General features: G+C 73.6%; 18 protein-coding genes. 6 read left to right on the forward strand and 12 right to left on the reverse strand.

What is annotated here, in order from left to right:
- Positions 1–119 precede the first annotated feature (119 nt).
- A complete protein-coding gene (locus ACZ3ZE_RS04690; RefSeq protein WP_361162942.1) occupies positions 120–581 on the forward strand; it encodes a DUF937 domain-containing protein in 462 nt (153 codons plus the stop codon).
- A 124-nt stretch (positions 582–705) separates the two neighbouring features.
- Here the strand turns inward: ACZ3ZE_RS04690 and ACZ3ZE_RS04695 are convergent, their stop codons facing one another.
- The 3 genes from ACZ3ZE_RS04695 to ACZ3ZE_RS04705 are packed head-to-tail and all read right to left on the reverse strand — an operon-like array spanning position 706 to position 3,826.
- Positions 706–1,509: a sugar phosphate isomerase/epimerase family protein gene (locus ACZ3ZE_RS04695; RefSeq protein ID WP_467257321.1), complete on the reverse strand. Its 804-nt coding sequence runs from the start codon at positions 1,507–1,509 to the stop codon at positions 706–708.
- Positions 1,506–2,672 (reverse strand): dihydrodipicolinate synthase family protein, encoded by a 1,167-nt coding sequence (locus ACZ3ZE_RS04700; protein ID WP_361162938.1) that lies wholly within the window; start codon positions 2,670–2,672, stop codon positions 1,506–1,508. Before ACZ3ZE_RS04700 ends, ACZ3ZE_RS04695 begins: the two co-directional genes overlap by 4 nt.
- Positions 2,669–3,826 (reverse strand): Gfo/Idh/MocA family protein, encoded by a 1,158-nt coding sequence (locus tag ACZ3ZE_RS04705; protein WP_361162936.1) that lies wholly within the window; start codon positions 3,824–3,826, stop codon positions 2,669–2,671. The genes ACZ3ZE_RS04700 and ACZ3ZE_RS04705 overlap by 4 nt, the downstream gene beginning before the upstream one ends.
- Positions 3,827–3,978: 152 nt before the next feature.
- Here ACZ3ZE_RS04705 and ACZ3ZE_RS04710 point away from each other — a divergent pair, with 152 nt between their 5' ends.
- Positions 3,979–5,064: a LacI family DNA-binding transcriptional regulator gene (locus ACZ3ZE_RS04710; protein ID WP_467257323.1), complete on the forward strand. Its 1,086-nt coding sequence runs from the start codon at positions 3,979–3,981 to the stop codon at positions 5,062–5,064.
- A gap of 41 nt (positions 5,065–5,105) precedes the next feature.
- Positions 5,106–5,672: a Uma2 family endonuclease gene (locus tag ACZ3ZE_RS04715; protein WP_467257325.1), complete on the forward strand. Its 567-nt coding sequence runs from the start codon at positions 5,106–5,108 to the stop codon at positions 5,670–5,672.
- Between the two features lies 1 nt (position 5,673).
- Here the strand turns inward: ACZ3ZE_RS04715 and ACZ3ZE_RS04720 are convergent, their stop codons facing one another.
- Both ACZ3ZE_RS04720 and ACZ3ZE_RS04725 read right to left on the reverse strand, forming a co-directional pair.
- On the reverse strand, positions 5,674–6,237 hold the full coding sequence (locus tag ACZ3ZE_RS04720) for a zeta toxin family protein (protein ID WP_361162930.1): 564 nt from the start codon (positions 6,235–6,237) through the stop codon (positions 5,674–5,676).
- Entirely contained in the window at positions 6,234–7,196 is a 963-nt protein-coding gene (locus ACZ3ZE_RS04725; protein ID WP_467257327.1) for an EamA family transporter, read from the reverse strand. The genes ACZ3ZE_RS04720 and ACZ3ZE_RS04725 overlap by 4 nt, the downstream gene beginning before the upstream one ends.
- Positions 7,197–7,302: 106 nt before the next feature.
- Here ACZ3ZE_RS04725 and ACZ3ZE_RS04730 point away from each other — a divergent pair, with 106 nt between their 5' ends.
- Positions 7,303–8,214: a LysR family transcriptional regulator gene (locus tag ACZ3ZE_RS04730; protein ID WP_467257329.1), complete on the forward strand. Its 912-nt coding sequence runs from the start codon at positions 7,303–7,305 to the stop codon at positions 8,212–8,214.
- A gap of 251 nt (positions 8,215–8,465) precedes the next feature.
- Positions 8,466–10,322 carry a glycoside hydrolase family 3 protein gene (locus tag ACZ3ZE_RS04735; RefSeq protein ID WP_361622367.1) on the forward strand — a complete coding sequence of 619 codons (1,857 nt, stop codon included), beginning with the start codon at positions 8,466–8,468 and terminating at the stop codon, positions 10,320–10,322.
- A gap of 82 nt (positions 10,323–10,404) precedes the next feature.
- Here the strand turns inward: ACZ3ZE_RS04735 and ACZ3ZE_RS04740 are convergent, their stop codons facing one another.
- From ACZ3ZE_RS04740 to ACZ3ZE_RS04770, 7 genes are all read right to left on the reverse strand, one after another.
- Positions 10,405–11,850, reverse strand: a complete 1,446-nt coding sequence (locus tag ACZ3ZE_RS04740; RefSeq protein WP_361162922.1) for an aminopeptidase — start codon at positions 11,848–11,850, stop codon at positions 10,405–10,407.
- Positions 11,851–11,937: 87 nt separating this feature from the next.
- Positions 11,938–12,342, reverse strand: coding sequence for a hypothetical protein (locus ACZ3ZE_RS04745; RefSeq protein ID WP_361162920.1), 405 nt, complete (start codon positions 12,340–12,342; stop codon positions 11,938–11,940).
- 62 nt (positions 12,343–12,404) lie between these two features.
- Positions 12,405–12,734, reverse strand: coding sequence for a hypothetical protein (locus ACZ3ZE_RS04750; RefSeq protein WP_361162918.1), 330 nt, complete (start codon positions 12,732–12,734; stop codon positions 12,405–12,407).
- Positions 12,735–12,856: 122 nt separating this feature from the next.
- The gene (locus tag ACZ3ZE_RS04755) at positions 12,857–16,618 is read right to left on the reverse strand and encodes an ABC transporter ATP-binding protein (protein WP_467257331.1); all 3,762 of its coding nucleotides are present in this window, start codon (positions 16,616–16,618) and stop codon (positions 12,857–12,859) included.
- Positions 16,619–16,731: 113 nt separating this feature from the next.
- The gene (locus ACZ3ZE_RS04760) at positions 16,732–18,414 is read right to left on the reverse strand and encodes a thiamine pyrophosphate-binding protein (RefSeq protein ID WP_361162914.1); all 1,683 of its coding nucleotides are present in this window, start codon (positions 18,412–18,414) and stop codon (positions 16,732–16,734) included.
- A gap of 127 nt (positions 18,415–18,541) precedes the next feature.
- Entirely contained in the window at positions 18,542–19,519 is a 978-nt protein-coding gene (speB, locus tag ACZ3ZE_RS04765) for an agmatinase (RefSeq protein ID WP_361622364.1), read from the reverse strand.
- A gap of 82 nt (positions 19,520–19,601) precedes the next feature.
- Positions 19,602–21,083 (reverse strand): sodium:solute symporter family protein, encoded by a 1,482-nt coding sequence (locus tag ACZ3ZE_RS04770; RefSeq protein ID WP_361162910.1) that lies wholly within the window; start codon positions 21,081–21,083, stop codon positions 19,602–19,604.
- A gap of 181 nt (positions 21,084–21,264) precedes the next feature.
- Between ACZ3ZE_RS04770 and ACZ3ZE_RS04775 the strand changes: the two genes are divergently transcribed.
- Positions 21,265–22,713, forward strand: a complete 1,449-nt coding sequence (locus ACZ3ZE_RS04775) for a PucR family transcriptional regulator ligand-binding domain-containing protein (RefSeq protein ID WP_361162908.1) — start codon at positions 21,265–21,267, stop codon at positions 22,711–22,713.
- Positions 22,714–22,786 lie beyond the last annotated feature (73 nt).

The raw sequence follows: 22,786 nt of genomic DNA on the forward strand, positions 1-22,786 counted from the left end.
AAGGCCACGGACATCCCGCCGGGCCTGTGGACAACCCGGCCCCCCGGCCTGTGGACAACTCCCGCCCACCGGGCGGCTCCGGGATGCCGGGCCACGGGAGGAACCGTAGCGTTTCCGGCATGAGCGACGAATCATTCCAGGACGACGTCCTGAGCGAGCTCGGCGACGACCGCCTCCAGGAGATCGCCGGCCTGCTCGGCACGGACGCCACCGAGGCGCGGCAGCTCGTGGGCAGCTCGGTGACGGAGCTCTCCGGCGAGCTGCGTTCCGCCGCGGCGGAACCGGCCAGCGCGGACGAGGTCCGGGCCGCCGTCACCGAGGTCTCCACCGCCGAACCGCCGCTCCAGGGCGTCGCCGCCTTCGGCGGCCTGGTGAGCGGCGGCCTGATGGCCGGCGTCCTCGCCAAACTGGCCAGGCCCGCGGCCGACGCGGTCGCCAAGAAGACCGGCATCCCGGCCCCGACCGTCAACCGCGCGGTCGAACTCCTGGTACCGGTGGTCCTGGCCGTGATCACCAAACGGGCGGCCACCAAGAAGGGCGGCGGGCTCGGGGACATCCTGGGCGGCGGCCAGAAGAGGTAGCGGGCGCGCGGCAAGCCCTCCCCCCAGACACCGCCCTCCCCTCACCCCGCCCTCCGCTCACACACCGCCCTCGCTCACACACCGCCCTCCCCTCACCCCGCCCTCGCTCACCCCGCCCCCTCCCTCACACCGCCAGGAACGCCCCCAAGGTCTCCTCCAGCACCTCCACCCCGTCCCTCGCCCACAGCGCGTCGTTGAACAGCTCGACCTCCACCGGCCCCGTGTAGCCGGCCTTCTCGACGAGGGTCGCCCAGCCGGGGAGGTCGATCGCGCCCGTGCCCAACTGGCCCCGGCCGTGGAGCACTCCGGCCGGCAGCGGGGTGGTCCAGTCGGCGAGCTGGAAGGAGTGGATGCGGCCCGCCGCGCCCGCGCGGGCCACCGCCGCCGGGGCGCGGTCGTCCCACCACAGGTGGTAGGTGTCGACGGTGACGCCCACCTGCGCGGCGGGGAAGCGTTCGGCGATCTCCAGGGCCTGGTCCAGGGTGGAGACGGCGCAGCGGTCGGAGGCGAACATCGGGTGCAGCGGCTCGATGGCCAGGCGGACGCCCCGCTCCCCCGCGTACGGGGCGAGGGCGCCGATCGCGTCGGCGATGCGCGCGCGGGCGCCGGGCAGGTCGCGGCTGCCCTCGGGGAGGCCGCCCGAGACGAGGACGAGGGTGTCGGTGCCGAGCGCCGCCGCCTCGTCGATCGCCGCGCGGTTGTCCTCCTCCCAGCCGTCGGTGGTGAAGAAGCCGCCCCGGCACAGGGTGGTGACGGCGAGCCCCGCGTCCCGGACGAGCGCGGCGGCGGCCTCGACCCCGTACGCGCGGACCGGCTCGCGCCACAGGCCGACGCCCGGGATGCCCAGCCGGACGCAGTGGGCGACGAGCGCGGGCAGCGGGAGCTGCTTGACCGTCATCTGGTTGACGGAGAGGCGGTCGCGGTTCATCGGGGGACTCCGTACACCGTGAGCAGGGAGCGCATCCGGGCGGCGGCGAGCTCCGGGTCGGGGAACAGGCCGAGGCCGTCGGCGAGTTCGTAGGCGTGGGCGAGGTGCGGCAGGGAGCGGGCCGACTGGAGGCCGCCGACCATCGCGAAGTGGTCCTGGTGGCCGGCCAGCCAGGCGAGGAGGACGACGCCCGTCTTGTAGAAGCGGGTCGGTGCCTGGAAGAGGTGGCGGGAGAGCGCGACGGTGGGGTCGAGGAGGGCGCGGAAACCCTCGGTGTCCCCGGTGTCGAGGATCCGCACCGCCTCGGCGGCCAGCGGGCCCAGCGGGTCGAAGACGCCGAGCAGGGCGTGGCTGAAGCCGTGCGCGTCGCCCGCGATCAGCTCCGGGTAGTGGAAGTCGTCGCCGGTGTAGCAGCGCACGCCCTGGGGCAGGCGGCGGCGCAGTTCGACCTCGCGGCGGGCGTCGAGGAGGGAGACCTTGATGCCGTCGACCTTGTCGGGGTGGGCGGCGATGACCGCGAGGAAGGTCTCGGTGGCGGTGTCGAGGTCGGCGGAGCCCCAGTAGGCGTCGAGGGCGGGGTCGAACATCGGGCCGAGCCAGTGCAGGATCACCGGCTCGCGCGCCTGCCGCAGCAGGTGCCCGTACACGTCCAGGTAGTCCTCGGCGGACCGGGCGGTCGCGGCGAGGGCGCGGGAGGCCATGAGGACGGCCTGTGCGCCGGCCTCCTCGACCAGGGCGAGCTGTTCCTCGTACGCGGCGCGGACCGCCGGGAGGGCGGCGGGGCCGGTGAGCTGGTCGGTGCCGACGCCGCAGGCGATGTGTCCGCCGACGGCCTTGGCCTCGGCGGCGGAGCGGCGGATCAGCTCGGCCGCTCCCGCCCAGTCGAGGCCCATGCCGCGCTGGGCGGTGTCCATCGCCTCGGCGACGCCGAGACCGTGCGCCCACAGGTGGCGGCGGAAGGCGAGGGTGGCGTCCCAGTCGACGGCGGCGGGGGAGTCGGGGGTGGTGTCGGCGTACGGGTCGGCGACGACGTGCGCGGCGGAGAGGACGGTACGGGAGACGAGGGCGCCGCCGGTGGAGCGGAGGCGCGCGGGCTGGGCGCGCGGCCGGTACTCCCGTACGCCGCCGCCCGCCTGGGGCAGCCGGATCGGGGCCGGGCTCACAGGGTCACCTCCGGGACGTCGAGGCGGCGGCCCTCGGCGGCGGAGCGGAGGCCGAGTTCGGCGAGCTGGACGCCTCGGGCGCCCGCGAGCAGGTCCCAGTGGTAGGGCTCGCCGAGGGCGACATGGCGCAGGAAGAGCTCCCACTGGGCCTTGAAGCCGTTGTCGAACTCGGCGTTGTCGGGGACTTCGTTCCACTGCGAGCGGAAGGAATCCCCCGCGCCGAGCGGGAGGTCGGGGTTCCAGACCGGCTTGGGGGTGCCCGAGCGGTGCTGGACGCGGCAGCCGCGCAGTCCGGCGACGGCGGAGCCGTGGGTGCCGTCGACCTGGAACTCGACGAGTTCGTCGCGGTGGACGCGTACCGCCCAGGAGGAGTTGATCTGGGCGACGGCGCCGCCCTCCAGCTGGAAGATGCCGTACGCGGCGTCGTCGGCGGTGGCCTCGTACGGCTTGCCCCGCTCGTCCCAGCGGCGCGGGACGTGGGTGGCGACGTGGGCGGTGACGGTGGTGACCCGGCCGAAGAGCTCGTGGAGCACGTACTCCCAGTGCGGGAACATGTCGACGACGATGCCGCCGCCGTCCTCGGCGCGGTAGTTCCAGCTGGGGCGCTGGGCCTCCTGCCAGTCGCCCTCGAAGACCCAGTAGCCGAACTCGCCCCGCACGGAGAGGATCTCGCCGAAGAAGCCGCCGTCCACGAGGCGCTTCAGCTTGCGCAGCCCCGGGAGGAACAGCTTGTCCTGGACGACGCCGTGGCGGATGCCGGCGTCGCGGGCGAGCCGGGCGAGTTCCAGCGCGCCGTCGAGGCCGGTGGCGGTGGGCTTCTCGGTGTAGACGTGCTTGCCGGCGGCGATGGCCTTCTTGATCGCCTCGACGCGGGCGGAGGTGACCTGGGCGTCGAAGTAGAGGTCGACGGTGGGGTCGGCGAGGACCGCGTCGAGGTCGGTGGACCACTCGGTGAGGCCGTGCCGCTCGGCGAGGGCGCGCAGGGCGGGCTCGCGGCGGCCGACGAGGACCGGCTCGGGCCACAGGGTGTCGCCGTCGCCGAGGTCGAGGCCGCCCTGGTCGCGCAGGGCGAGGATCGAGCGGACGAGGTGCTGGCGGTAGCCCATGCGTCCGGTGACGCCGTTCATGGCGATGCGGACCGTTCTGCGTGTCACGAAGCTCTTCCTCTCACCGGCCGGTGCCGCGCACTCCGCGGGGCGGGAGGGGCGGCGCGGGATGGAAAGCGCTCGATAGAAAGCGCTTTCTACAGGCGGTGACGCTAGCCTGCCGACATCACCGCCGACAAGGCCCTGGAGGTACGTACGCGATGACCGTCACCCTGGCGGACGTGGCCACCCGCGCGGGGGTCTCCCCGGCGACCGTCTCGCGCGTCCTCAACGGCAACTACCCCGTCGCCGCCGCCACCCGGGAACGGGTGCTGCACGCGGTCACCGAGCTGGACTACGTCCCCAACGGCCCCGCGAGCTCGCTCGCCGCCGCCACGTCCGACCTGGTCGGGATCCTCGTCAACGACATCGCCGACCCCTTCTTCGGGATCATGGCCGGGGCCGCGCAGAGCGCGATCGGCGAAGGCGGGCCGGGCCGGACCGGGGGCGGCGGCAGCGGCAGCGGCAGCGGCAGCGGCAGCGGCAGCGAGAAACTGGCCGTCGTCTGCAACACGGGCGGCTCCCCCGAACGCGAACTCACCTACCTCACCCTGCTCCAGCGGCAGCGCGCCGCCGCCGTCATCCTCACCGGTGGCTCCCTGGAGGACCCGGAACACCTCGCGGCGACCGCCGCCAAACTGGCGCGGCTCGCCGACGCGGGCACCCGGGTGGTGCTGTGCGGGCGGCCCCCGGTCCCCGGGGACGCGACGGCCGCCACGCTCGCCTTCGACAACCGGACGGGCGCGCGCCGCCTCACCGAACACCTGCTGGCCCTCGGCCACCGGCGGATCGGTTACGTGGCGGGGCCGGCCGACCGTACGACGACCCGGCACCGCCTGGAGGGCCACCGCGCGGCGCTCGCCGCCGTGGGAGTGCCCGAGGGCCCCGCCGTGCACGGCCACTACGACCGGCCGTCCGGCTACGAGGCGACCGGCGAACTCCTACGCCTTGACCCGGAGTTGACCGCCGTCGTCGCCGCCAACGACACGGTCGCCCTGGGCGTCTGCGCGGCCCTGCGGGACCGGGGCCTGAGCATCCCGGGCGACGTCTCCGTCGCGGGCTTCGACGACCTGCCCTTCTCGGTCGACGCGGTCCCCGCGCTCACGACCGTACGACTCCCCCTCCACGAAGCGGGCCTCCGCGCGGGCCGCCTGGCCCTCGGCGCGGAGGAACCCCCACCGGGCGGCCTGGCGACGATCCCGGCGGAGCTGGTGGTGCGGGGGTCGACGGGGCGGCCGCGCGGGTAGCCGGCCGCTATCGTGGTGACGGACGGCACGTGGAGGATGGCATGGCGACCATACTGATGGACCTTTCCAGCGCCTGGGACGTCCTGGACGGCGTCTCCCTGCCCAACGGGTTTCGCGTAGAGATCACGGACGGAAAGATCATCATGACCCCGCAGGGCGAGAGTCAGTCCGACGTCCTGATCGAAGCCGCCCCACAGATCAAGAAGCAGCTCGCAGGCCAGGGCAAGGTGCTCTCGGACGTCATGATCGACTTCCCGTCGACCCTGTTCGGCTACGCCCCGGACCTGGCCGTCGTGGCCCCGGGCTCCGAGCGAAACAGGCGCGGTCGCTTCGAGTGGCACAGCCTGGAGGCCGTGCTGGAGATCATCTCGTTGAGCACCCGGGACAACGACTTCGAGAAGAAGCTCCGGATGCACGCGGAATGCGCGATCCCGCTCTACGTGATCATCGACCCGTCGGAGAACGTCTGCATCGTCCACAGCAGCCCGGCACGCACCGGCACCTACACGGAGCAGCAGCGCGTGCCCTTCGGCGAAGACCTGGTCCTCCCCCTCGACGGGCGCGAGATCGTCGTGAAGACCGACGGCTTCCCGCGGGCCGGGGACTGAGCTACTTACCCGGCGCCAGCCCCGTCGCCGCGAGGACCGCCTCCACGGTCTCCTCGACCGTCTGGTCCGCGTTGTCGATCCAGACGCCCTCGCCGGTCAGCTCCTCGCGCATGGCCTCGTCGAGGAAGGCCCAGTTGGTCGTGAGCTTCTTGTGGCGGGCGTTGTTGCGTTCCCAGGCCTTCTCCGGGCCGGGGGCCAGGACCACCACGTGGAGCGGGCCCGCCGTCAGGTGGGCGCGGTAGAAGTCGAGGTGGGAGCGGCGCACGACCACGTCGTCCAGGACGGGCAGGAAGCCCGCGGTGACGAAACTGTCCGCCAGGAGGCAGCCGTTGCGGGCGCGCAGCAGGATCTGCCGGTCCGCCTCCGGGTCGCCGTCCGGCGTGGGCCAGTGGCAGCCCTGGACGATCAGCTCCTGGAGGCGGTCGACCTCGATGTGCGCGGACCGCTCGAACCGGGCCGCGAGGGCCGCCGCGACAGTGCTCTTGCCGCTGCCCGGGATGCCGGCGAGGAGGAGGGCGCCGGGGGCGGGGGCGGGGCTGTCGACGGTGACGTTCTCGAAGGTCATGCACGCTCTTTCGGTACGGAGGGGGCCGTGTGCGCGGTCAAGGGCACCCGCACGGTACGTGCCGGGGCCCCCGCCGCACCAGCGATTTGCGCGCCCCGCCGCCTCCCGGGGGTCACCGAGGCCAGGGCCACTCCCCCGACCAGGAGCGCCGCCGCGCACCACCGCAGCGGGCTCACCGACTCGCCGAGGAAGAGGGCGGCGGAACTCATCCCGAAGACCGGGACCAGGAGGGAGAAGGGGGCCACGGAGGACGCGGGGTGGCGGCGCAGGAGCCAGCCCCAGGCGCCGAAGCCGAAGACGGTCGTGATCCAGGCGACGTAGACGATGACGCCGGCGCCGGTCCAGTCGAGCTGCCGCAGCGCCACCAGGTCCCGGTCCGGGCCTTCGAGGAGGAGGGAGAGGGCGAGCAGCGGCAGGACGGGCACGGTGCTGACCCAGACCATGAAGTTGAGGGCGTCGGGCGGGGCGGCCTTGCGGGTGAGGACGTTGGAGACGCCCCAGCAGAGGGCGGCGGCGATGATCAGGGCGAAGCCCGTGAGGGAGGCGCCCGAGGCGCCCTCGTCGACGGCGGCGACGCCGATGCCGGCGAGGGCGACGCCCATGCCGAGCAGCTTGATCCGGCCGGGGCGTTCGCCGAGCGCGAGGAAGGCGAACAGGGCGGTGAACACGGCCTGGACCTGGAGGACCAGGGAGGACAGGCCGGCCGGCGCGCCCAGGCTCATGCCGGTGAAGAGCAGTCCGAACTTGGCCACGCCGAGCGCCAGACCCACGCCCACGATCCATTTCCAGGCCACCTTGGGGCGCCCGACGAAGAAGACCGCGGGGAGGGCGGCGACGAGGAAGCGGAGGGCGGAGAAGAGCAGCGGCGGGAAGTGGTCGAGGCCGATCTCGATGACGACGAAGTTGACCCCCCAGACGGCGGCGACCAGGGCGGCGAGGGCGATGTGGGCGGGGCGCATACCGACGAGGATCACCCGGCCGGACCGTGTAGCACCAGCACGGATTCCTTCATGGTTGGATGAAGCATCACTACATCCTCCGAGTCCCCTTCTTCGGGAGGCCCCCGTGCTCGATCTCGGACGCCTGCGCGCCCTGCACGCCGTCGCCGTCCACGGCAGCGTCGGCGCCGCCGCCGCGGCCCTCGGCTACACGCCCTCGGCCGTCTCGCAGCAGATCGCCAAGCTGGAACGGGAGACCCGCACGACCCTGCTCGAACGCAGCGGCCGGGGCGTCCGGCTCACCGACGAGGCGCGGCAACTCGCCGACACGGCACAGCAGTTGATGTCCCTGGTGGAGGAGGCCGAGGTCCGCCTGGAGGAGCGCCGGGGGCTGCCCGCCGGACGGCTCACCATCGGCTGCTTCGCGAGCGCGGCGCGCGGTCTGATGCCCCGGGCGCTCGCCGATCTGGCCCGCCGTCACCCGGAGCTCGACGTGCGCCTGTCGGAGGTGGACCCGCACCTCTCCGTCGACCTGGTCGCGCGGGGCGTGATCGACCTGGCCGTCGCGCACGACTGGGACATCGCCCCGCTGCCCGTACCGCCCGGCGTGGAGCAGGCGGTCATCGGCGACGACCGGTGCGACGTCCTCGTACCGCGGGAGCATCCGCTGGCGGCGCGGGAGTCGGTGCGCCGCGAGGACCTGACCCGGGAGCGGTGGATCACGCAGCCGCCGGGGACGGTGTGCCACGACTGGCTGATGCGGACGCTGCGGGCGACCGGCTGCGAGCCCCTGATCGCCCATCAGGCGGAGGAGAACCACACCCAGGTCGCCCTGGTCGCCGCCGGGCTCGGGGTCGCGCTCGTGCCGCGCCTGGGCCGCGGGGCGCTGCCGCCGGAGGTGGCCCCGGTACACCTGGACCCGGTGCCGACGCGGCGGCTGCGGGCGCTGTGGCGGACCGGGGCGGCGCGACGGCCCGCGATCACCGAGACCGTCCGCACGCTTCAGGAGCTGTGGCCCGAGGTGGCGTCGGCGTCCTGACGTCGCGGAGCACGACGGGACGCACCGCGGTATGACGGGACGCGACGCGGCACGACGGGCACGCCGCGGCACGACCGGCACGACCGGCACGACCGGCACGACGCGGCACGAAGGGCGGCATAAGCACTACAAGCACACGCGTTTCTTGTGCGGGTCCTTGACCTGGCAGTTACTTTCCGGCTATCCGTGGCTCCTTGGAAGTTTCCTTCACTCTTCCTCCCACCACCCCGCACGGCCGGAAGGAGCATCAGTTGCACCACCGCGCCCCCTCGCCCGAGCAATCGCCCGAGCCCTCCCCCACCCCGTCCCGCCGGACCCTCCTCACGGTGACGGCGGCGGCCGCGGCCGCCGCCGTCACCGGCGTGACCGTCCCCGCCGCCGACGCCGCCGAGCGCCGCCACGGCGACCGCGCGCTCCAGGGCCTGATCTCCCGGATGTCCCTGGAGGAGAAGGTCGGCCAGCTCTTCGTCATGCGGGTGTACGGGCACTCCGCCACCGCCCCCGACCAGGCCGACGTCGACGCCAACCTCAAGGAGATCGGCGTCCGCACCGCCGCCGAGCTCGTCGAGCGCTACCACGTCGGCGGCATCATCTACTTCGCCTGGGCGCACAACACCCGCGACCCGCACCAGATCGCCGAGCTCTCCAACGGCATCCAGCGGGCCGCCCTCGCCCAGGACACCCCGATCCCGCTGCTCCTGTCGACCGACCAGGAGCACGGGATCGTCGCCCGGATCGGCAAGCCCGCCACCCTGCTGCCCGGCGCCATGGCGCTCGGCGCGGGCGGCTCGCACGAGGACGCCCGGGCGGCCGGCCGGATCGCGGGCGCCGAACTCGCCGCCCTCGGCATCCGGCAGGACTACGCGCCGGTCGCCGACGTCAACGTCAACCCGGCCAACCCGGTCATCGGCGTCCGCTCCCTCGGCGCCGACCCCGAGGCCGTCGCGGGCCTGGTCGCCGCCCAGGTCAAGGGCGCCCAGCGGGCCGGGATCGCGGCGACCGCCAAGCACTTCCCGGGCCACGGCGACACGGCCGTCGACAGCCACAACGGGCTGCCCGTCATCACCCACACCGCCGAGCAGTGGGCGGCCGTGGACGCACCGCCGTTCCGGGCCGCGATCCGCGCCGGCATCGAGTCGATCATGACCGCGCACATCGTGGTCCCCGCGCTCGACCCGAGCGGGGACCCGGCGACCCTGTCCCGGCCGATCCTCACCGGCATCCTGCGCGAGCGGCTCGGCTTCGACGGCGTGGTGGTCACCGACTCGCTGAGCATGGAGGGCGTGCGCACCAAGTACGGCGACGAGCGCGTCCCCGTCCTCGCCCTCAAGGCGGGCGCCGACCAGCTGCTCAACCCGCCGGAGCTGGCCGTGGCCTGGAACGCGGTCCTGAAGGCCGTCCGGGACGGCGAGCTGACCGAGGCGCGGCTTGACGAATCGATCCTGCGGATCCTGCGGCTGAAGGCCCGGGTGGGTCTGCTCGACGACCCGTACGTCACCTCCGCCGGGGTGGACCGCACCGTCGGCACCCGGGCCCACCTGGCCCGCGCCGACCGGATCGCGGAGCGCACCACGACCCTGCTGGTCAACGAGGAGGGCTTCCTCCCGCTGAGCCGCCGTACCCACCCGAAGGTGCTGGTCGTCGGCGCCGACCCGGCCTCGCCGTCCGCCACCACCGGGCCGCCGACCACCGTCCTCGCCGCCGCCTTCACCGAACTCGGCTTCACGGCGCGGGCGTTGTCCACCGGCACCGCGCCGACCCCGGCGCTGATCGAGCAGGCGGTGGCGGCCGCGGCCGGGCAGGACGTCGTCGTCGTCGGCACGTACAACCTCACCCCGACCACCAGCCAGCTCACCCTGCTGGCACGGCTCACGGCGACCGGGGTGCCGGTGGTGACGCTCGCGCTCCGCAACCCGTACGACGTGGCCCGGATCACCGGACAGCGGGCGAGCCTCGCCGCGTACTCCTGGACGGACGTCGAACTGCGCGCCGCCGTACGGGTGATCGCGGGCCGGGTGAAGCCGCGCGGCCGGCTGCCGGTCCCCGTGCAGAGCGCCCAGGATCCGACGCGGGTGCTCTACCCGATCGGCCACGGGCTCACCTACTAGCGGCGCCCGCGGCCCCGGAACGGGCGTGAGCCGGCACCCCCCGTACGCGGCGGGGTGCCGGCTCACGTCGTACGGCACGGGACTACGGGCGCAGGCCGTGCTCCCGGGTCGCGTCCTCGTCGACCGCGCGGTCGATGCGGGCGTCGAAGCGGGCCAGCGGCTTGGCCGCCTTCACCGCCGGGGCGTCGACCCCGGCCCAGGCGAGGATGCGGGCGGTGGCGTTGGCCTTCTCGGCCTCGACCAGACCGGCCACGTTGGCACCGTGGTTGGCACCCGGCGCGACGTACACGTAGCTGTCGCGGGCGCCCTTGCCGAGGTGGAAGGGCTCGGAGCCCCACGGGTCGTTGCCGCCGTAGACGAACAGCATCTTGTTCGCGTGGGTGCGGACCCACTGGTCCACGTCCCGCATGACCCACGGCTTGAACTTCATCGGGATCTCGCGCGGCACGAAGTTGCGGGCGGGCTGGTAGCCGTAGCGGCTCAGACCGGCCAGGTGCGGCTGCTTGATGCTGGGCGAGCCGAGCTCGGTCGCCGCCTGGTAGTAGTACGGGGTGTACGTCTCCAGGCCCTGGTCGGTGTAGGCGGACCAGCCGGAGTAGGCGTCGATCGTCTCGTAGACGGCGTCGTCGCTCGCGGTCGCCGCCTCCGGGATCTGGTCGCAGACGTCCTCGCCGTAGTACTGCCAGAAGCCCCACACGAAGTCGAGGACGACGGCCTCGTAGGCCTTGTCGAGCGAGCCGATCGTGTTGAAGGTGGCGCCCTCGGACTTCGCCCAGGCCTCGTACTTCTTCTCCAGCGGCTCACGGCGCACCAGCGCCTCGCGCTGCAGGTTGTTGAGGCGGTCGCGGCAGTCCTTGGTGCCGACCCGCTCGAAGAACCGGTCGTACGCCGAGTCCTCCTTGTCGACGACGTCGTTGGGGGCCACGTAGGCCACGACGCCGTCCATGTCACGCGGGTAGAAGCGCTCGTAGTAGGTGGCCGTCATGCCGCCCTTGGAGGCGCCGGTGGAGAGCCACTTCTTGCCGTAGACCGACTTCAGCGCGGTGAAGATGCGGTGCTGGTCGCTGGCGGCCTGCCAGATGTCCAGCTTCGACCAGTCGGCGGGCTGCGGCCGGGACGGCGTGAAGAACCGGTACTCCATGGAGATCTGGTTGCCGTCGATGATCCGGGTCGGCTCGGCCCGGCTCGGGGTGGTGCTCAGCCCGTAGCCGCTGGTGCGGAAGACGGTGGGGCGGTCGGTGTCCTTGTGCAGGACCGAGATCCGCTGCTGGAACGTGCCCGCCCAGGGGCGCCGGTGGTCGACCGGCTGCTCGTAGTTCAGGACGAAGTAGCGGTAGCCGGCGTACGGCTTCTCCTCGATCAGGCTCATCCCGGGTATCGCCAGAAGGCGGTCCTTGATGTCCGTGCTCTGCGCGTCGGCGACGGCGGTGCGGCCGGTCTCCGTGTCCGCGGCGGTGGCCACGCCCGTGGAGCCGACGGTGCCTATGAGCACCGAAAGCGACACCAGCCATCTGAGCGACTTACGCATTCACCCTCCCCTTGATTCACAACGGTGTCGTGAACCTAGCCGGGTCAACGTGCGGACCGCCAGACCTGGTTGGGCATTACATACGGTTCAGCACAGGATCCAGCCGGTCGCGACGGACCGTCCGTCGATGGCGGCGGCGGCCTGCACACAGCGGTTGAGGGCGTACACCGTGACCGGACCCGCCTGCCGGGCGAACCGGCCCGAGTTCACCGCGGCCCGGCCGCCGCGCGGCCGGAGCGACACCGTCATGGTCCGCGGGCCGCCGGGCCGCTTCGCCACCGCGAGGGCGCACACGTACTGCCGGGTCCGGTAGAGCCGCAGCTCGCCGGTCGCGAACGCGACGGTACGGGTGGGGCGCCCGTGGCAGACGGAGGCGGCGTCCGCCGAACTCGCGGCGGGCCCGGCGAGCACCAGGCCGCCGGTGGCCAGCAGCAGGGCGAGGAGGTACGTCTGCGGTCGCCGTCTCGTCCCGCTCCGGACTCCACCGAACACGTGCGTCCCTCCCCTGCTCCGGTCGTACGTGCATACGACGCGGCAGAGGCCGTTTCGGTTGCCTACGCGAACGTGGTGACGACCATCAGCAGGAAGACCAGCTCGGCGGCGACCTGGACGCCGAGGGCCGCCCGGCGCACCGGCTCGCGCGAGGCGGCCAGCGCGACCACCAGGGCGACGAGGGCGAGACCGAGGCTGCCCGCGTACATCCAGCCGGGGTTGGAGCCGCACTCCTCGGCGTAGCCGACACAACGGCCGGCGTGGTCCGAGCTGAGCGCGAGGATCCCGGCGAGGACGGTGGCGGGCACCAGCAGACCGGCCGAGACCAGGGCCCAGACGCGGACACGACGGCCGGCGGCGGGGGCGGGTGCGGCGGGGACGAGGTTGCTCATACCCCGATCACACCCTGTCCGGGCGCCCCGCGCATGGGCGCCCGTACTCATCTTCGCGTCGGACCGGCCTGTCCACACCGGTGCCGTCGGACCGGCCTCCCTTCGCCGTCGGACCCGCCCGCCTACACCGGTTCGGGCGCCTCCTCGGCGACGCCCTCGCCGATGAAGGTGCGCCACAGTCCGGCGTACACCCCGTCGAGGGCGAGCAGCTCCTCGTGGGTGCCGTCCTCGGCGACCCGGCCGTGGTCCATCACGATCACCCGGTCGGCGCGGGCCGCGGTGGTGAGCCGGTGGGCGACCACCAGGGTGGTGCGGCGGCCGGCGAGGCGGTCGGTGGCCGCGTTGACCTGGGCCTCGGTGGCGAGGTCGAGGGCGGCGGTGGCCTCGTCGAGCAGCAGCACGTCGGGGTCGACCAGCTCGGCGCGGGCCAGGGCGATCAGCTGGCGCTGGCCCGCCGACAGGTTGCGGCCGCGCTCGGCGACCTCGTGGAGGTAGCCGCCGTCGAGCGTGGCGATCATGTCGTGGGCGCCGACCGCGCGGGCCGCCGCCTCCACCTGGGCGTCGGTGGCGTCCGGACGGCCGTACGCGATGGCGTCGCGGACCGTCCCGGCGAACAGGTACGCCTCCTGCGGCACGACACCGAGCCGGTGCCGGTACGCGGTGAGGTCGAGGTCGCGCAGGTCGGTGCCGTCGGCGGTGACCCGGCCGCCCGTCGGGTCGTAGAAGCGGGCGACCAGCTTGACCAGGGTGGACTTGCCCGCGCCGGTCTCGCCGACGAAGGCGACCGTCTGGCCGGCCGGTATCCGCAGGTCGATGCCGCTGAGCGCGGTCCCCTCCCCGTCGCCGGCGTCCGTGCCGTACGCGAAGGACACGTCCTCGAAGGCGATCTCGCCGCGCAGCGAGAGCACGTCGAGCGGGGCGGGCGCGGCGGTGGTGGAGGTCGGCTCCTGGAGCAGCTCCTGCATCCGCTTCAGCGAGACGGCGGCCTGCTGGTAGCCGTCGAAGACCTGGGAGAGCTGCTGCACGGGCGCGAAGAACAGGTCGATGTAGAGCAGGTAGGCGACCAGGGCACCGGTGGTCAGGGAACCGGCCTCGATCCGGTTCGCCCCGACGATCAGGACGGCGGCGGCGGCCACCGAGGACAGCAGGGTGACGAACGGGAAGTAGACCGATATCAGCCACTGGCCGTGCACCCGGGCCTCGCGGTACTCCTCGCTGCGGGCCGCGAAGCGCTCGGCGCCCGCCCGCTCGCGCCGGAAGGCCTGCACGATCCGCAGCCCGACGACCGACTCCTGGAGGTCGGCGTTGACCCCGCTGATCCGCTCGCGGGCCAGCTCGTACGCCTTCACGCTGGCGCGGCGGAAGTAGTACGTGGCGACGGCGAGCACCGGCAGGGTCGCGAAGACGACCAGGGCGAGCTGCACGTCGAGGACGAGCAGGGCGCCCATGATGCCGAAGAAGGTGACGACGGATACGAAGGCGGTGACCAGGCCGGTCTGGAGGAAGGTCGACAGGGCGTCGACGTCCGTGGTCATCCGGGTCATGATCCGGCCGGTGAGCTCGCGCTCGTAGTAGTCGAGGCCGAGGCGCTGGAGCTGGGCGAAGATCTTCAGCCGCAGCGCGTACAGGATCCGCTCGCCGGTGCGGCCGGTCATGCGGGTCTCGGCGGTCTGCGCGGCCCACTGGACGAGGACGGTCACCAGGGCGAGCGCGGAGGCCGCCCAGACGGCGCCGATGGCGAGCTGGTTGACGCCCTTGTCGATGCCGTGCCGGATGAGTATCGGCAGCAGCAGGCCGGCGCCCGCGTCGAGGGCGACCAGGCCGAGGCTGATCATCAGGGGCGCGCCGAAGCCGCGCAGCAGGCGCCGCAGGCCGTAGGACTCCTCGGGGGAGACGGCGCGGGCCTCGTCGATGTCCGGGGTGTCGGAGGCGGGCGGCAGGGCCTCGACGGCGGCCAGCAGCTCGGGGGTGGCCCCGGGGGTGGCGGTCGCGCGGTCGTCGGTCTCCTCGCGCACCCACAGGGTGGGCGTGATGCCCCGCTCGGCGTCGAACTCGGCGTCCAGCTCGGCCCGCAGCGTGCGGTCCTCGGAGACACCGGCCGGCAGGGTGTGTCCGGGCGAGACGGCGCCCAGCTCGTCGGGGTCGGTGAGCAGGCGCCGGTAGAGCGCGGAGCGCTCCTCCAGCTCCTCGTGGGTGCCGATGTCGGCGAGCCGGCCCTCGTCGAGGACGGCGATCCGGTCGGCGAGGCCGAGGGTGGAGCGGCGGTGGGCGATGAGCAGGGTGGTGCGGCCCGCCATGACGGACTTCAGGGCCTCGTGGATCTCGTGCTCGACCTTGGCGTCGACGGCGGAGGTCGCGTCGTCGAGGAGGAGCAGCCGCGGGTCGGTGAGGATCGCGCGGGCCAGGGCGAGGCGCTGGCGCTGGCCGCCGGAGAGGGTGAGGCCGTGCTCGCCGACCTTGGTGTCGTACCCCGCGGGCAGCTCGGCGATGAAACGGTCCGCCTGGGCGGCGCGGGCGGCCGTCTCGATCTGCTCCTGGGTGGCGTCGGGCACGCCGTACGCGATGTTGGCGCGGACCGTGTCGGAGAACAGGAAGCTGTCCTCGGGGACCAGGCCGACGGCGGCGCGCAGCGAGTCGAGGGTGAGCTCGCGGACGTCGAGGCCGCCGACGAGGACGGCGCCGTGCGTCACGTCGTAGAAGCGGGGCAGCAGCAGCGAGACGGTGGACTTGCCGGAGCCGGAGGCGCCGACGACGGCGACGGTCTCGCCGGGCCGGATCTCCAGCGAGAAGCCCTCCAGGACGGGGCTGACCTTGCCGTTGGGGGTCTCGTACGCGAAGGAGACGTCGTCGAACTCGACGCTGGCGGGCGCGTCGGCCGGGAGTTCCTTGGTGCCGTCCCGCAGGCTCGGCTCGGTGTCGATGAGCTCCAGGACCCGCTCGACGCCGGCGCGGGCCTGCTGGCCGACGGTGAGCACCATGGCGAGCATGCGGACCGGGCCGACGAGGGAGGCGAGGTACGAGGAGAAGGCGACGAAGGTGCCGAGGGTGATCTGGCCCTTGTAGGCCAGATAGCCGCCGAGGGCGAGCACGGCGACCTGGCCGAGGGCGGGGACGGCCTGGAGGGCGGGGGTGTACTTCGCGTTGAGCCGGACGGTGCGCAGCCGGCCGGCGAAGAGCCGGCGTCCGGCCTCGCGGATCTTGCCGGTCTCCTGCTCCTCCTGCCCGAAGCCCTTCACGACCCGGACGCCGGTGACGGCCCCGTCGACGACCCCGGCGACCGTCGCGGCCTGCGCCTGCGCGTACCAGGTGGCGGGGTGGAGACGGCTGCGGCTGCGGCGGGCTATCCACCACAGGGCGGGGGCGACGGCGAGGGCGACCAGGGTCAGGGGCAGCGAGAGCGCCGCCATCACGGCGAGCGAGATGACGAACAGCAGGACGTTCCCGATGGTCATCGGGAGCATGAACAGCAGACCCTGGATGAGCTGGAGGTCGCTGGTGGCGCGGCCGACGACCTGCCCGGTGGACAGCTCGTCCTGCCGGCGCCCGTCGAGCCGGGTGATGGTCCCGAACATCTCGGTGCGCAGATCGTGCTGCACGTCGAGGGCGAGCCGGCCGCCGTAGTAGCGGCGCACGAAGGTGAGGCCGTAGACGACCACGGCGGAGGCGACGAGAAGACCGGTCCACAGTCCCAGGGATCCGGTCTTCGCGCCGATGACGTCATCGATGATCACCTTGGTGATCAGGGGGACGAGCGCGAGCACGGCCATGCCCGCCAGGGAGGACCCCAGCGCGAGCACGACGTTCGCCTTGTAGCGCCACGCGTACCCGGCGAGCCGGCGCGCCCAGCCCCGCTCCCCCGCCTGTTCCTGCCCCACCGCCGCCACGTGGCGCCTCCCGTCCGTGCTGCTCTACCGGAAGGGCCAACGCGGGCGACGTGCGATTTCATCCCGCCGCAACAAACGGGATCGGCGGGACCGGCCACCGCTGCCGGAGGGGTCTACAGGTGCGTCGGCTCGAACATGCGCAGCAGGGCCGGGAGGACCACCACGGACGGGCCCGGGGTCTTCAGGGCCGCCGCGAGGTCCTCGGTGAGGGTGTCCGGGGCGGTCAGCGTGGCCGGGACGCCGAAGGACTCGGCGAGGGCGACGAAGTCCGGGCGGGCCAGCTCGGTCGCGGTGGCCTCGCCGAAGGCGTCCGTCATGTACTCGCGCAGGATGCCGTAGCCGCCGTCGTCGACGATCAGCCAGGTGACGTCGAAGCCGTACTGCTTGGCCGTCGCCAGCTCCGCGATCGAGTACATCGCGCCGCCGTCGCCCGACACCGCGAGCACCGGCCGGGTCGGGTCGGCCGCCGCCGCGCCGAGCGCCGCCGGGAAGCCGTAGCCGAGGCCGCCGGCGCCCTGGGCGGAGTGCATGGTGTTGGGGCGGCGGGCGTCGAAGGCGGACCAGGCCCAGTAGGCCAGGATCGTCATGTCCCAGAAGCTGGGCGCCGCGTCCGGCAGCGCCGCCCGGACCGCGTCCACGATCCGCCGCTCCAGGCCCAGGTCCTGGGCGTCGAGCCGCTCGCGGACCTTCGCCAGGACCGTGCGCACCCGCTCGGGCGCGGTCGGGTCGGGCCGCTCGGGCACCGTCTCCAGGAGGGCCTGGAGGGCGAGCCGGGCGTCGGCGTGGATGCCGAGGGCGGGGTGGTTGGACTCCAGCTTCCCGGCGTCGGCCTCGATCTGGATCACCCGGCCGCGCGGGGCGAAGGTGTGGTAGTTCGAGGACAGCTCGCCGAGGCCCGAGCCGACCACGAGGAGGACGTCGGCGTCCTCCAGGAAGTCGGTGGTGTGCCGGTCCTCCAGCCAGGACTGGAGCGACAGCGGGTGCTCCCAGGGGAAGGCGCCCTTGCCGCCGAAGGTGGTGACCACGGGGGCGTTCAGGCGCTCCGCCAGGGCGAGCAGCTTGCCGGAGGCGTCGGCGCGGACGACCCCGCCGCCCGCGATGACCGCGGGCCGCTCGGCCCTGGCCAGCAGGTCGGCCGCGACCGCCGTCAGCTCGGGGCGGGGGGCGAGCTCCTCGGGCGTCGCGTCCATCGCCGTGACGACCGGCAGGGTGGTCTCGGCGAGGAGGACGTCCTGCGGGATCTCCACCCACACCGGCCCGTGCGGGGCGGTGAGCGCCGACTCCCACGCGGCGGCGAGGGCGGACGGGATCTGGGACTGCGTACGGACCGTGTGGACGGACTTCACGATGTCCCGGAACGAGGCCTGCTGGTCGCGCAGCTCGTGGAGGTAGCCGTGCCGGCCGCCGCCGAGCCCGGCCGCCGGGACCTGGCTGCCGATGGCGAGCACCGGTGCGGAGGCGGCGGCCGCCTCCTGGAGGGCGGCGAGCGACATCAGGGCGCCGGGCCCGGTGGAGAGCAGCAGCGGGGCCGCCTCGCCGGTGACCCGGCCGTAGGCGTCGGCGGCGAAGCCCGCGTTGTTCTCGACGCGCAGGCCGACGTAGCGCAGCGAGGAGCGGCGCAGGGCGTCGAACATGCCGAGGGCGTGCTGGCCGGGGAGGCCGAAGACGGTGGTGGCGCCGAGGCCGGCGAGGGTCTCGACGACGAGGTCGCCGCCGTTGCGCCCCTTGGGCGGGTTCAGCGCGGCTTCCGTCTGGGCGGCCGTGGGGCGCAGGACGAGGTCGTGGTCGTGGGTCATGGGTCCCTCGGGGCGTGGTCGGTCGGGTGCGGACCGGTGGGGGGTGTGTGCCCACCCTCCCCCAGACTTCGTCCGGGGGGACCCCCAGCCCTTCGGGGGGGGCGGGCACACACTCCAAGGCGTCGTACTAGTTCGCCGCGCGGCTCTCCGCGATCTGGCGGGACATGATCGTGGTCAGCTCGTACGCCGTGTGGGAGGCGGCGACGGCGGTGATCTCGGCGTGGTCGTACGCGGGGGCGACCTCGACGACGTCGGCGGAGACCAGGTTGCAGGAGGACAGGCCGCGCAGGATCTCCAGGAGCTCGCGCGAGGTCATGCCGCCGGCCTCGGGGGTGCCGGTGCCGGGGGCGTGGGCCGGGTCGAGGCAGTCGATGTCGATGGAGATGTAGAGCGGGCGGTCGCCGATGCGCTGGCGGAGCTGGTCGGCGACCTCGTCGGCGCCGCGGCGGTAGATGTCCGCCGAGGTGACGATGCCGAAGCCCATCTTCTCGTCGTCGGTGAGGTCCTGCTTGCCGTACAGCGGGCCGCGGGTGCCGACGTGGGAGAGGGCGGAGGTGTCGAGGATGCCCTCCTCGACGGCCCGGCGGAACGGGGTGCCGTGGGTGTACTCGGCGCCGAAGTAGGTGTCCCAGGTGTCGAGGTGGGCGTCGAAGTGGAGCAGGGCGACGGGGCCGTGCTTCTTGGCGACCGAGCGCAGCAGCGGCAGCGCGACGGTGTGGTCGCCGCCCAGGGTCATCATGCGGGCGCCGGTGGCGAGCAGGTCGTCGGCGGCGGCCTCGATGGTCTCGACGGCCTCGTTGATGTTGAACGGGTTGGCCGCGATGTCACCGGCGTCGGCGACCTGGGCGAGGGCGAACGGGGAGGCGTCCTGCGCCGGGTTGTAGGGGCGCAGCAGGCGGGAGGCCTCGCGGATGGCGTTGCCGCCGAAGCGGGCGCCGGGGCGGTAGGAGACGCCGCTGTCGAAGGGGATGCCGACCACGGCGACGTCGGTGGTGCCGACCTCGTCGAGCCGCGGCAGCCGGGCGAACGTCGCGGGACCGGCGTACCGCGGGATGCGGGACGAGTCGGTCGGGCCGCGGAAGGCGTTCTGGTCGCTGCTGCTCATGGTCGGGTCCTCCTGGGGTGTATCGGTGGCTCCGGCCGGCCCCGGATCGCGGGGCCGCCGGACGTCTGCGGTGCGGCCGCCGTCAGGCGGTCGCGGGTGCCGGGACCGTGGGGTCGGGCTCGGCGGGGGTGTCCTGGCCCGCCAGCCGGGCGCGCCAGTTCGCGAGCACGGCGGCGTCCGTCGGGCGGGTCGCCAGGGAAACGATCACATAGACGGCGAGCGAGGCCAACAAACCATAGTAAACAGGCTCATTTGCCAAGATTCCGTAAGTCCACATCAGGCCGATCACGGCCAGGCCGCCGACGCCGACCGCGGCGAGCGCGCCCTGGACGGTGCCGCGGCGCCACAGCAGGCCGCCGAGGATCGGCACGAGCAGGCCGGCGACCAGCAGGTTGTAGGCGACGGTGAGGGCCTGGACGACGTCGTTGAGGGCGATGGCGATGCCGATGACGGCGACGCCCATGACCAGGATGAAGAGCCGGTTGCCCTTCACCTCGTCATGCTCCCCCGCGTCCCCCTCGCCCTTCTTCGCCGCGGCGCCGCGCAGACGTGACCAGATGTCGTTGTTGGCGACGGTGGCGCAGGCGATGAGGGCGCCGGAGGAGGTGGACATGACGGCGGCGAGCGCGGCGGCGAGGACCAGGCCCCGGACGCCCATGGGCAGCTCGTCCTTGACGATGGTGGCGAAGGCGTCGTCGGCGCTGGGCAGCTTCGGGTACATCACCTTGGCCGCGGTGCCGATGACGGCGCCGGCCAGCGCGTACGCCAGACAGTAGGTGCCGGCGACGGTGCCGCCCCAGCGGGCGACCTTGTCGGTGCGGGCGGTGAAGACCCGCTGCCATATGTCCTGGCCGATCAGCATGCCGAAGGTGTAGATCAGCACGTAGGTGAAGATCGTCTCGCCGCCGATGCCGAGGGGCTCGAAGTACGAGGTGGGCAGCGCGGCCTTCATCTCGGCGAAGCCGCCCGCCTTGACGACGGCGATCGGCAGCAGCAGGAGCAGCACGCCGATGGTCTTCACGACGAACTGCACCATGTCGGTGAGGGTGATGGACCACATGCCGCCGAGCGTCGAGTAGGCGACGACGATGGTGCCGCCGAGGACGATCGCGAGCGTGCGGGGCAGGTCGAAGAGGACGTCGAAGATGGTCGCGTACGCGATGGTCGAGGTGACCGCGAGCATCAGGGTGTACGCCCACATGACGACGCCGGAGATGACGCCGGCCCGGCCGCCGTAGCGCAGGTCGAGCATCTCGGAGACGGTGTAGACCTTCAGGCGCGCGATCCGCGCGGAGAAGAAGACGGAGAGGGCGAGCAGCCCGAGGCCGATGGCGAAGACCATCCAGGCGCCGGAGAGGCCGTACTTGTAGCCGAGGCCGACGCCGCCGATGGTGGAGGCGCCGCCGAGGACGATCGCGGCCATGGTGCCGGAGTACATCCAGGGCCCGAGGCGACGGCCCGCCACCAGGAACTCGCTCTTGGACTTGGCGCGGCGCATGCCCCACCAGCCCATCGCGAGCATGCCGGCCAAATACAGGACGATCACTGTGTAGTCGACGGCCATGGGCCCTCCTTCGGTCACCTCGGTGGCGTGTCGTGCGGGGGAAGCGACCGGAGGCTGGTCGCGGGGACATCCGCCCGTACCCGCGGCCTCCGGATGGCACGACAGTAGGTGGCCGGAATGCGACGCTGAAGTGTACGTTTCCTCCACTGTTCACACGGCGGATGTACGAAGGGTCCACCCCATGCCCGCACCGGAGCCCGCCTCCACCCCACCCGCACCGCCCGTCCCGCTGGCCGCGCTGCTCGCCCGCACCGAACTCGGCCTGCGGCTGCTCGCGGGCCCCCCGGACGTCTCGCTGCACTGGGTGCACACCTCCGAGATGGCCGACCCGTACCCGTACCTGCTCGGCGGCGAGCTGCTCATGACGGCGGGCGTACAGCTGACGGACCCGGCGCGGTACGTGGCGCGGGTCGTGGCGGCGGGGGCGGCGGCACTCGGCTTCGGGGTGACGCCCGTGTACGACACGGTGCCGGCGGCGCTCGTCGAGGCCTGCGAACGGCACGGCCTGCCGCTGCTGGAAGTGCCGCCCGCGACCCCGTTCACCGCGGTGGCGCGGGCCGTGTGGCGCCTGATGGCCGAGGTCCGGACGAACGAGCTGCGCCGGGTGAGCGAGGCCCAGCAGTCCCTGGCCGCGGCCGCCGCCCGGCCGGCCCCGGTCCCGGCGGTGCTCGGCGCCCTCGCGGCGCGGCTCGGCGGGCGGGCGGTCCTCTACGCCCCGGACGGCACGGAGTCGGCGGCGGCCGGCCGCGCGGTCCCGGCCGAGGCGGGCCGGGCCCTCGCGGAGCTGGCCGGCGTGGTGGGGCCCCGCCCGGGCGGTCCGGCGACGGCCAGCGGCGACGGGGGCGGGCTGCGGCTCGCCGCGTACGCGCTGGGCGGCGGGGACGGGCCGACGCTGGGCGTGGCGACGGAGGCCCGCGAACCGGGCGACCACACGATCGCGGGCGTCGCCGTCGTCCTGCTCTCCCTCCTCACGGCCCCGCACCGGGCGGCCGATGTCACGGCCCGCGACACGGCCCTGGTGCGGCTGCTGCTCGGGGCCACCCCGGCGGAGGCGGCCGGGGCGCTCGGCCCGGGCCCCTGGACGGTGGTCCACGCGCGGGGCGGCGACGGCACCCCGTTCGCGGCGGCCTCGCTGGCGGCGGAGCTGGGCACGGCGCTGGTGGACCCGGGCACGGACACCGTCCGGCTGCTGCTGCCCGCCTCCGCCGCCGTCACCGCGCGGCCCGGCTGGACGCTCGGCGTCGGGGCCCCCGCCGAGGCCCCCGCGCTCGCGGCGGCCGACGCGCAGGCGGCGCGGGCGCTGCGCCGCGCGGAGGCCACCCGGACGCCGCTGGTGCGGCACCGGGCGTCCGGGCTCGCCGGGCTGGTCGACCCGGACGAGGCCGCCGCGTACGCCCGCGAACTCCTCGCCCCGCTGACCCCGCCCCTGACCGAGACCCTGCGCACCTGGCTGTCGCTGCACGGCAGCTGGGACCGGACGGCCGCGGCGACGGAGATCCACCGCAACACGGTCCGCCAGCGGATCGCCCGCTGCGCGGGGCTGCTCGGCAAGGACCTGGACGATCCGGACGTACGGATGGAGCTGTGGTTCGCGTTGCACTCGGCGGCCGACTCTGGACAGAGGGGATGACTGGTCGGTAACTTCGGTACCAGAAGCCTGAGCAAGCGCTTAGAAGAAGCGTCAACGACATGCCTGGCCGGAC

This window comes from Streptomyces sp. NPDC023157, assembly GCF_055560575.1.

Bases quoted from the DNA above. Each gene is read 5' to 3' on its own strand.
- ACZ3ZE_RS04750 (WP_361162918.1), bottom strand. From the start codon at position 12,734: ATGAGCAACCTCGTCCCCGCCGCACCCGCCCCCGCCGCCGGCCGTCGT.
- ACZ3ZE_RS04710 (WP_467257323.1), top strand. From the start codon at position 3,979: ATGACCGTCACCCTGGCGGACGTGGCCACCCGCGCGGGGGTCTCCCCG.
- ACZ3ZE_RS04775 (WP_361162908.1), top strand. From the start codon at position 21,265: ATGCCCGCACCGGAGCCCGCCTCCACCCCACCCGCACCGCCCGTCCCG.
- ACZ3ZE_RS04690 (WP_361162942.1), top strand. From the start codon at position 120: ATGAGCGACGAATCATTCCAGGACGACGTCCTGAGCGAGCTCGGCGAC.
- ACZ3ZE_RS04740 (WP_361162922.1), bottom strand. From the start codon at position 11,850: ATGCGTAAGTCGCTCAGATGGCTGGTGTCGCTTTCGGTGCTCATAGGC.
- ACZ3ZE_RS04715 (WP_467257325.1), top strand. From the start codon at position 5,106: ATGGCGACCATACTGATGGACCTTTCCAGCGCCTGGGACGTCCTGGAC.
- speB (WP_361622364.1), bottom strand. From the start codon at position 19,519: ATGAGCAGCAGCGACCAGAACGCCTTCCGCGGCCCGACCGACTCGTCC.
- ACZ3ZE_RS04695 (WP_467257321.1), bottom strand. From the start codon at position 1,509: ATGAACCGCGACCGCCTCTCCGTCAACCAGATGACGGTCAAGCAGCTC.
- ACZ3ZE_RS04770 (WP_361162910.1), bottom strand. From the start codon at position 21,083: ATGGCCGTCGACTACACAGTGATCGTCCTGTATTTGGCCGGCATGCTC.
- ACZ3ZE_RS04760 (WP_361162914.1), bottom strand. From the start codon at position 18,414: ATGACCCACGACCACGACCTCGTCCTGCGCCCCACGGCCGCCCAGACG.
- ACZ3ZE_RS04720 (WP_361162930.1), bottom strand. From the start codon at position 6,237: ATGACCTTCGAGAACGTCACCGTCGACAGCCCCGCCCCCGCCCCCGGC.
- ACZ3ZE_RS04725 (WP_467257327.1), bottom strand. From the start codon at position 7,196: ATGCGCCCCGCCCACATCGCCCTCGCCGCCCTGGTCGCCGCCGTCTGG.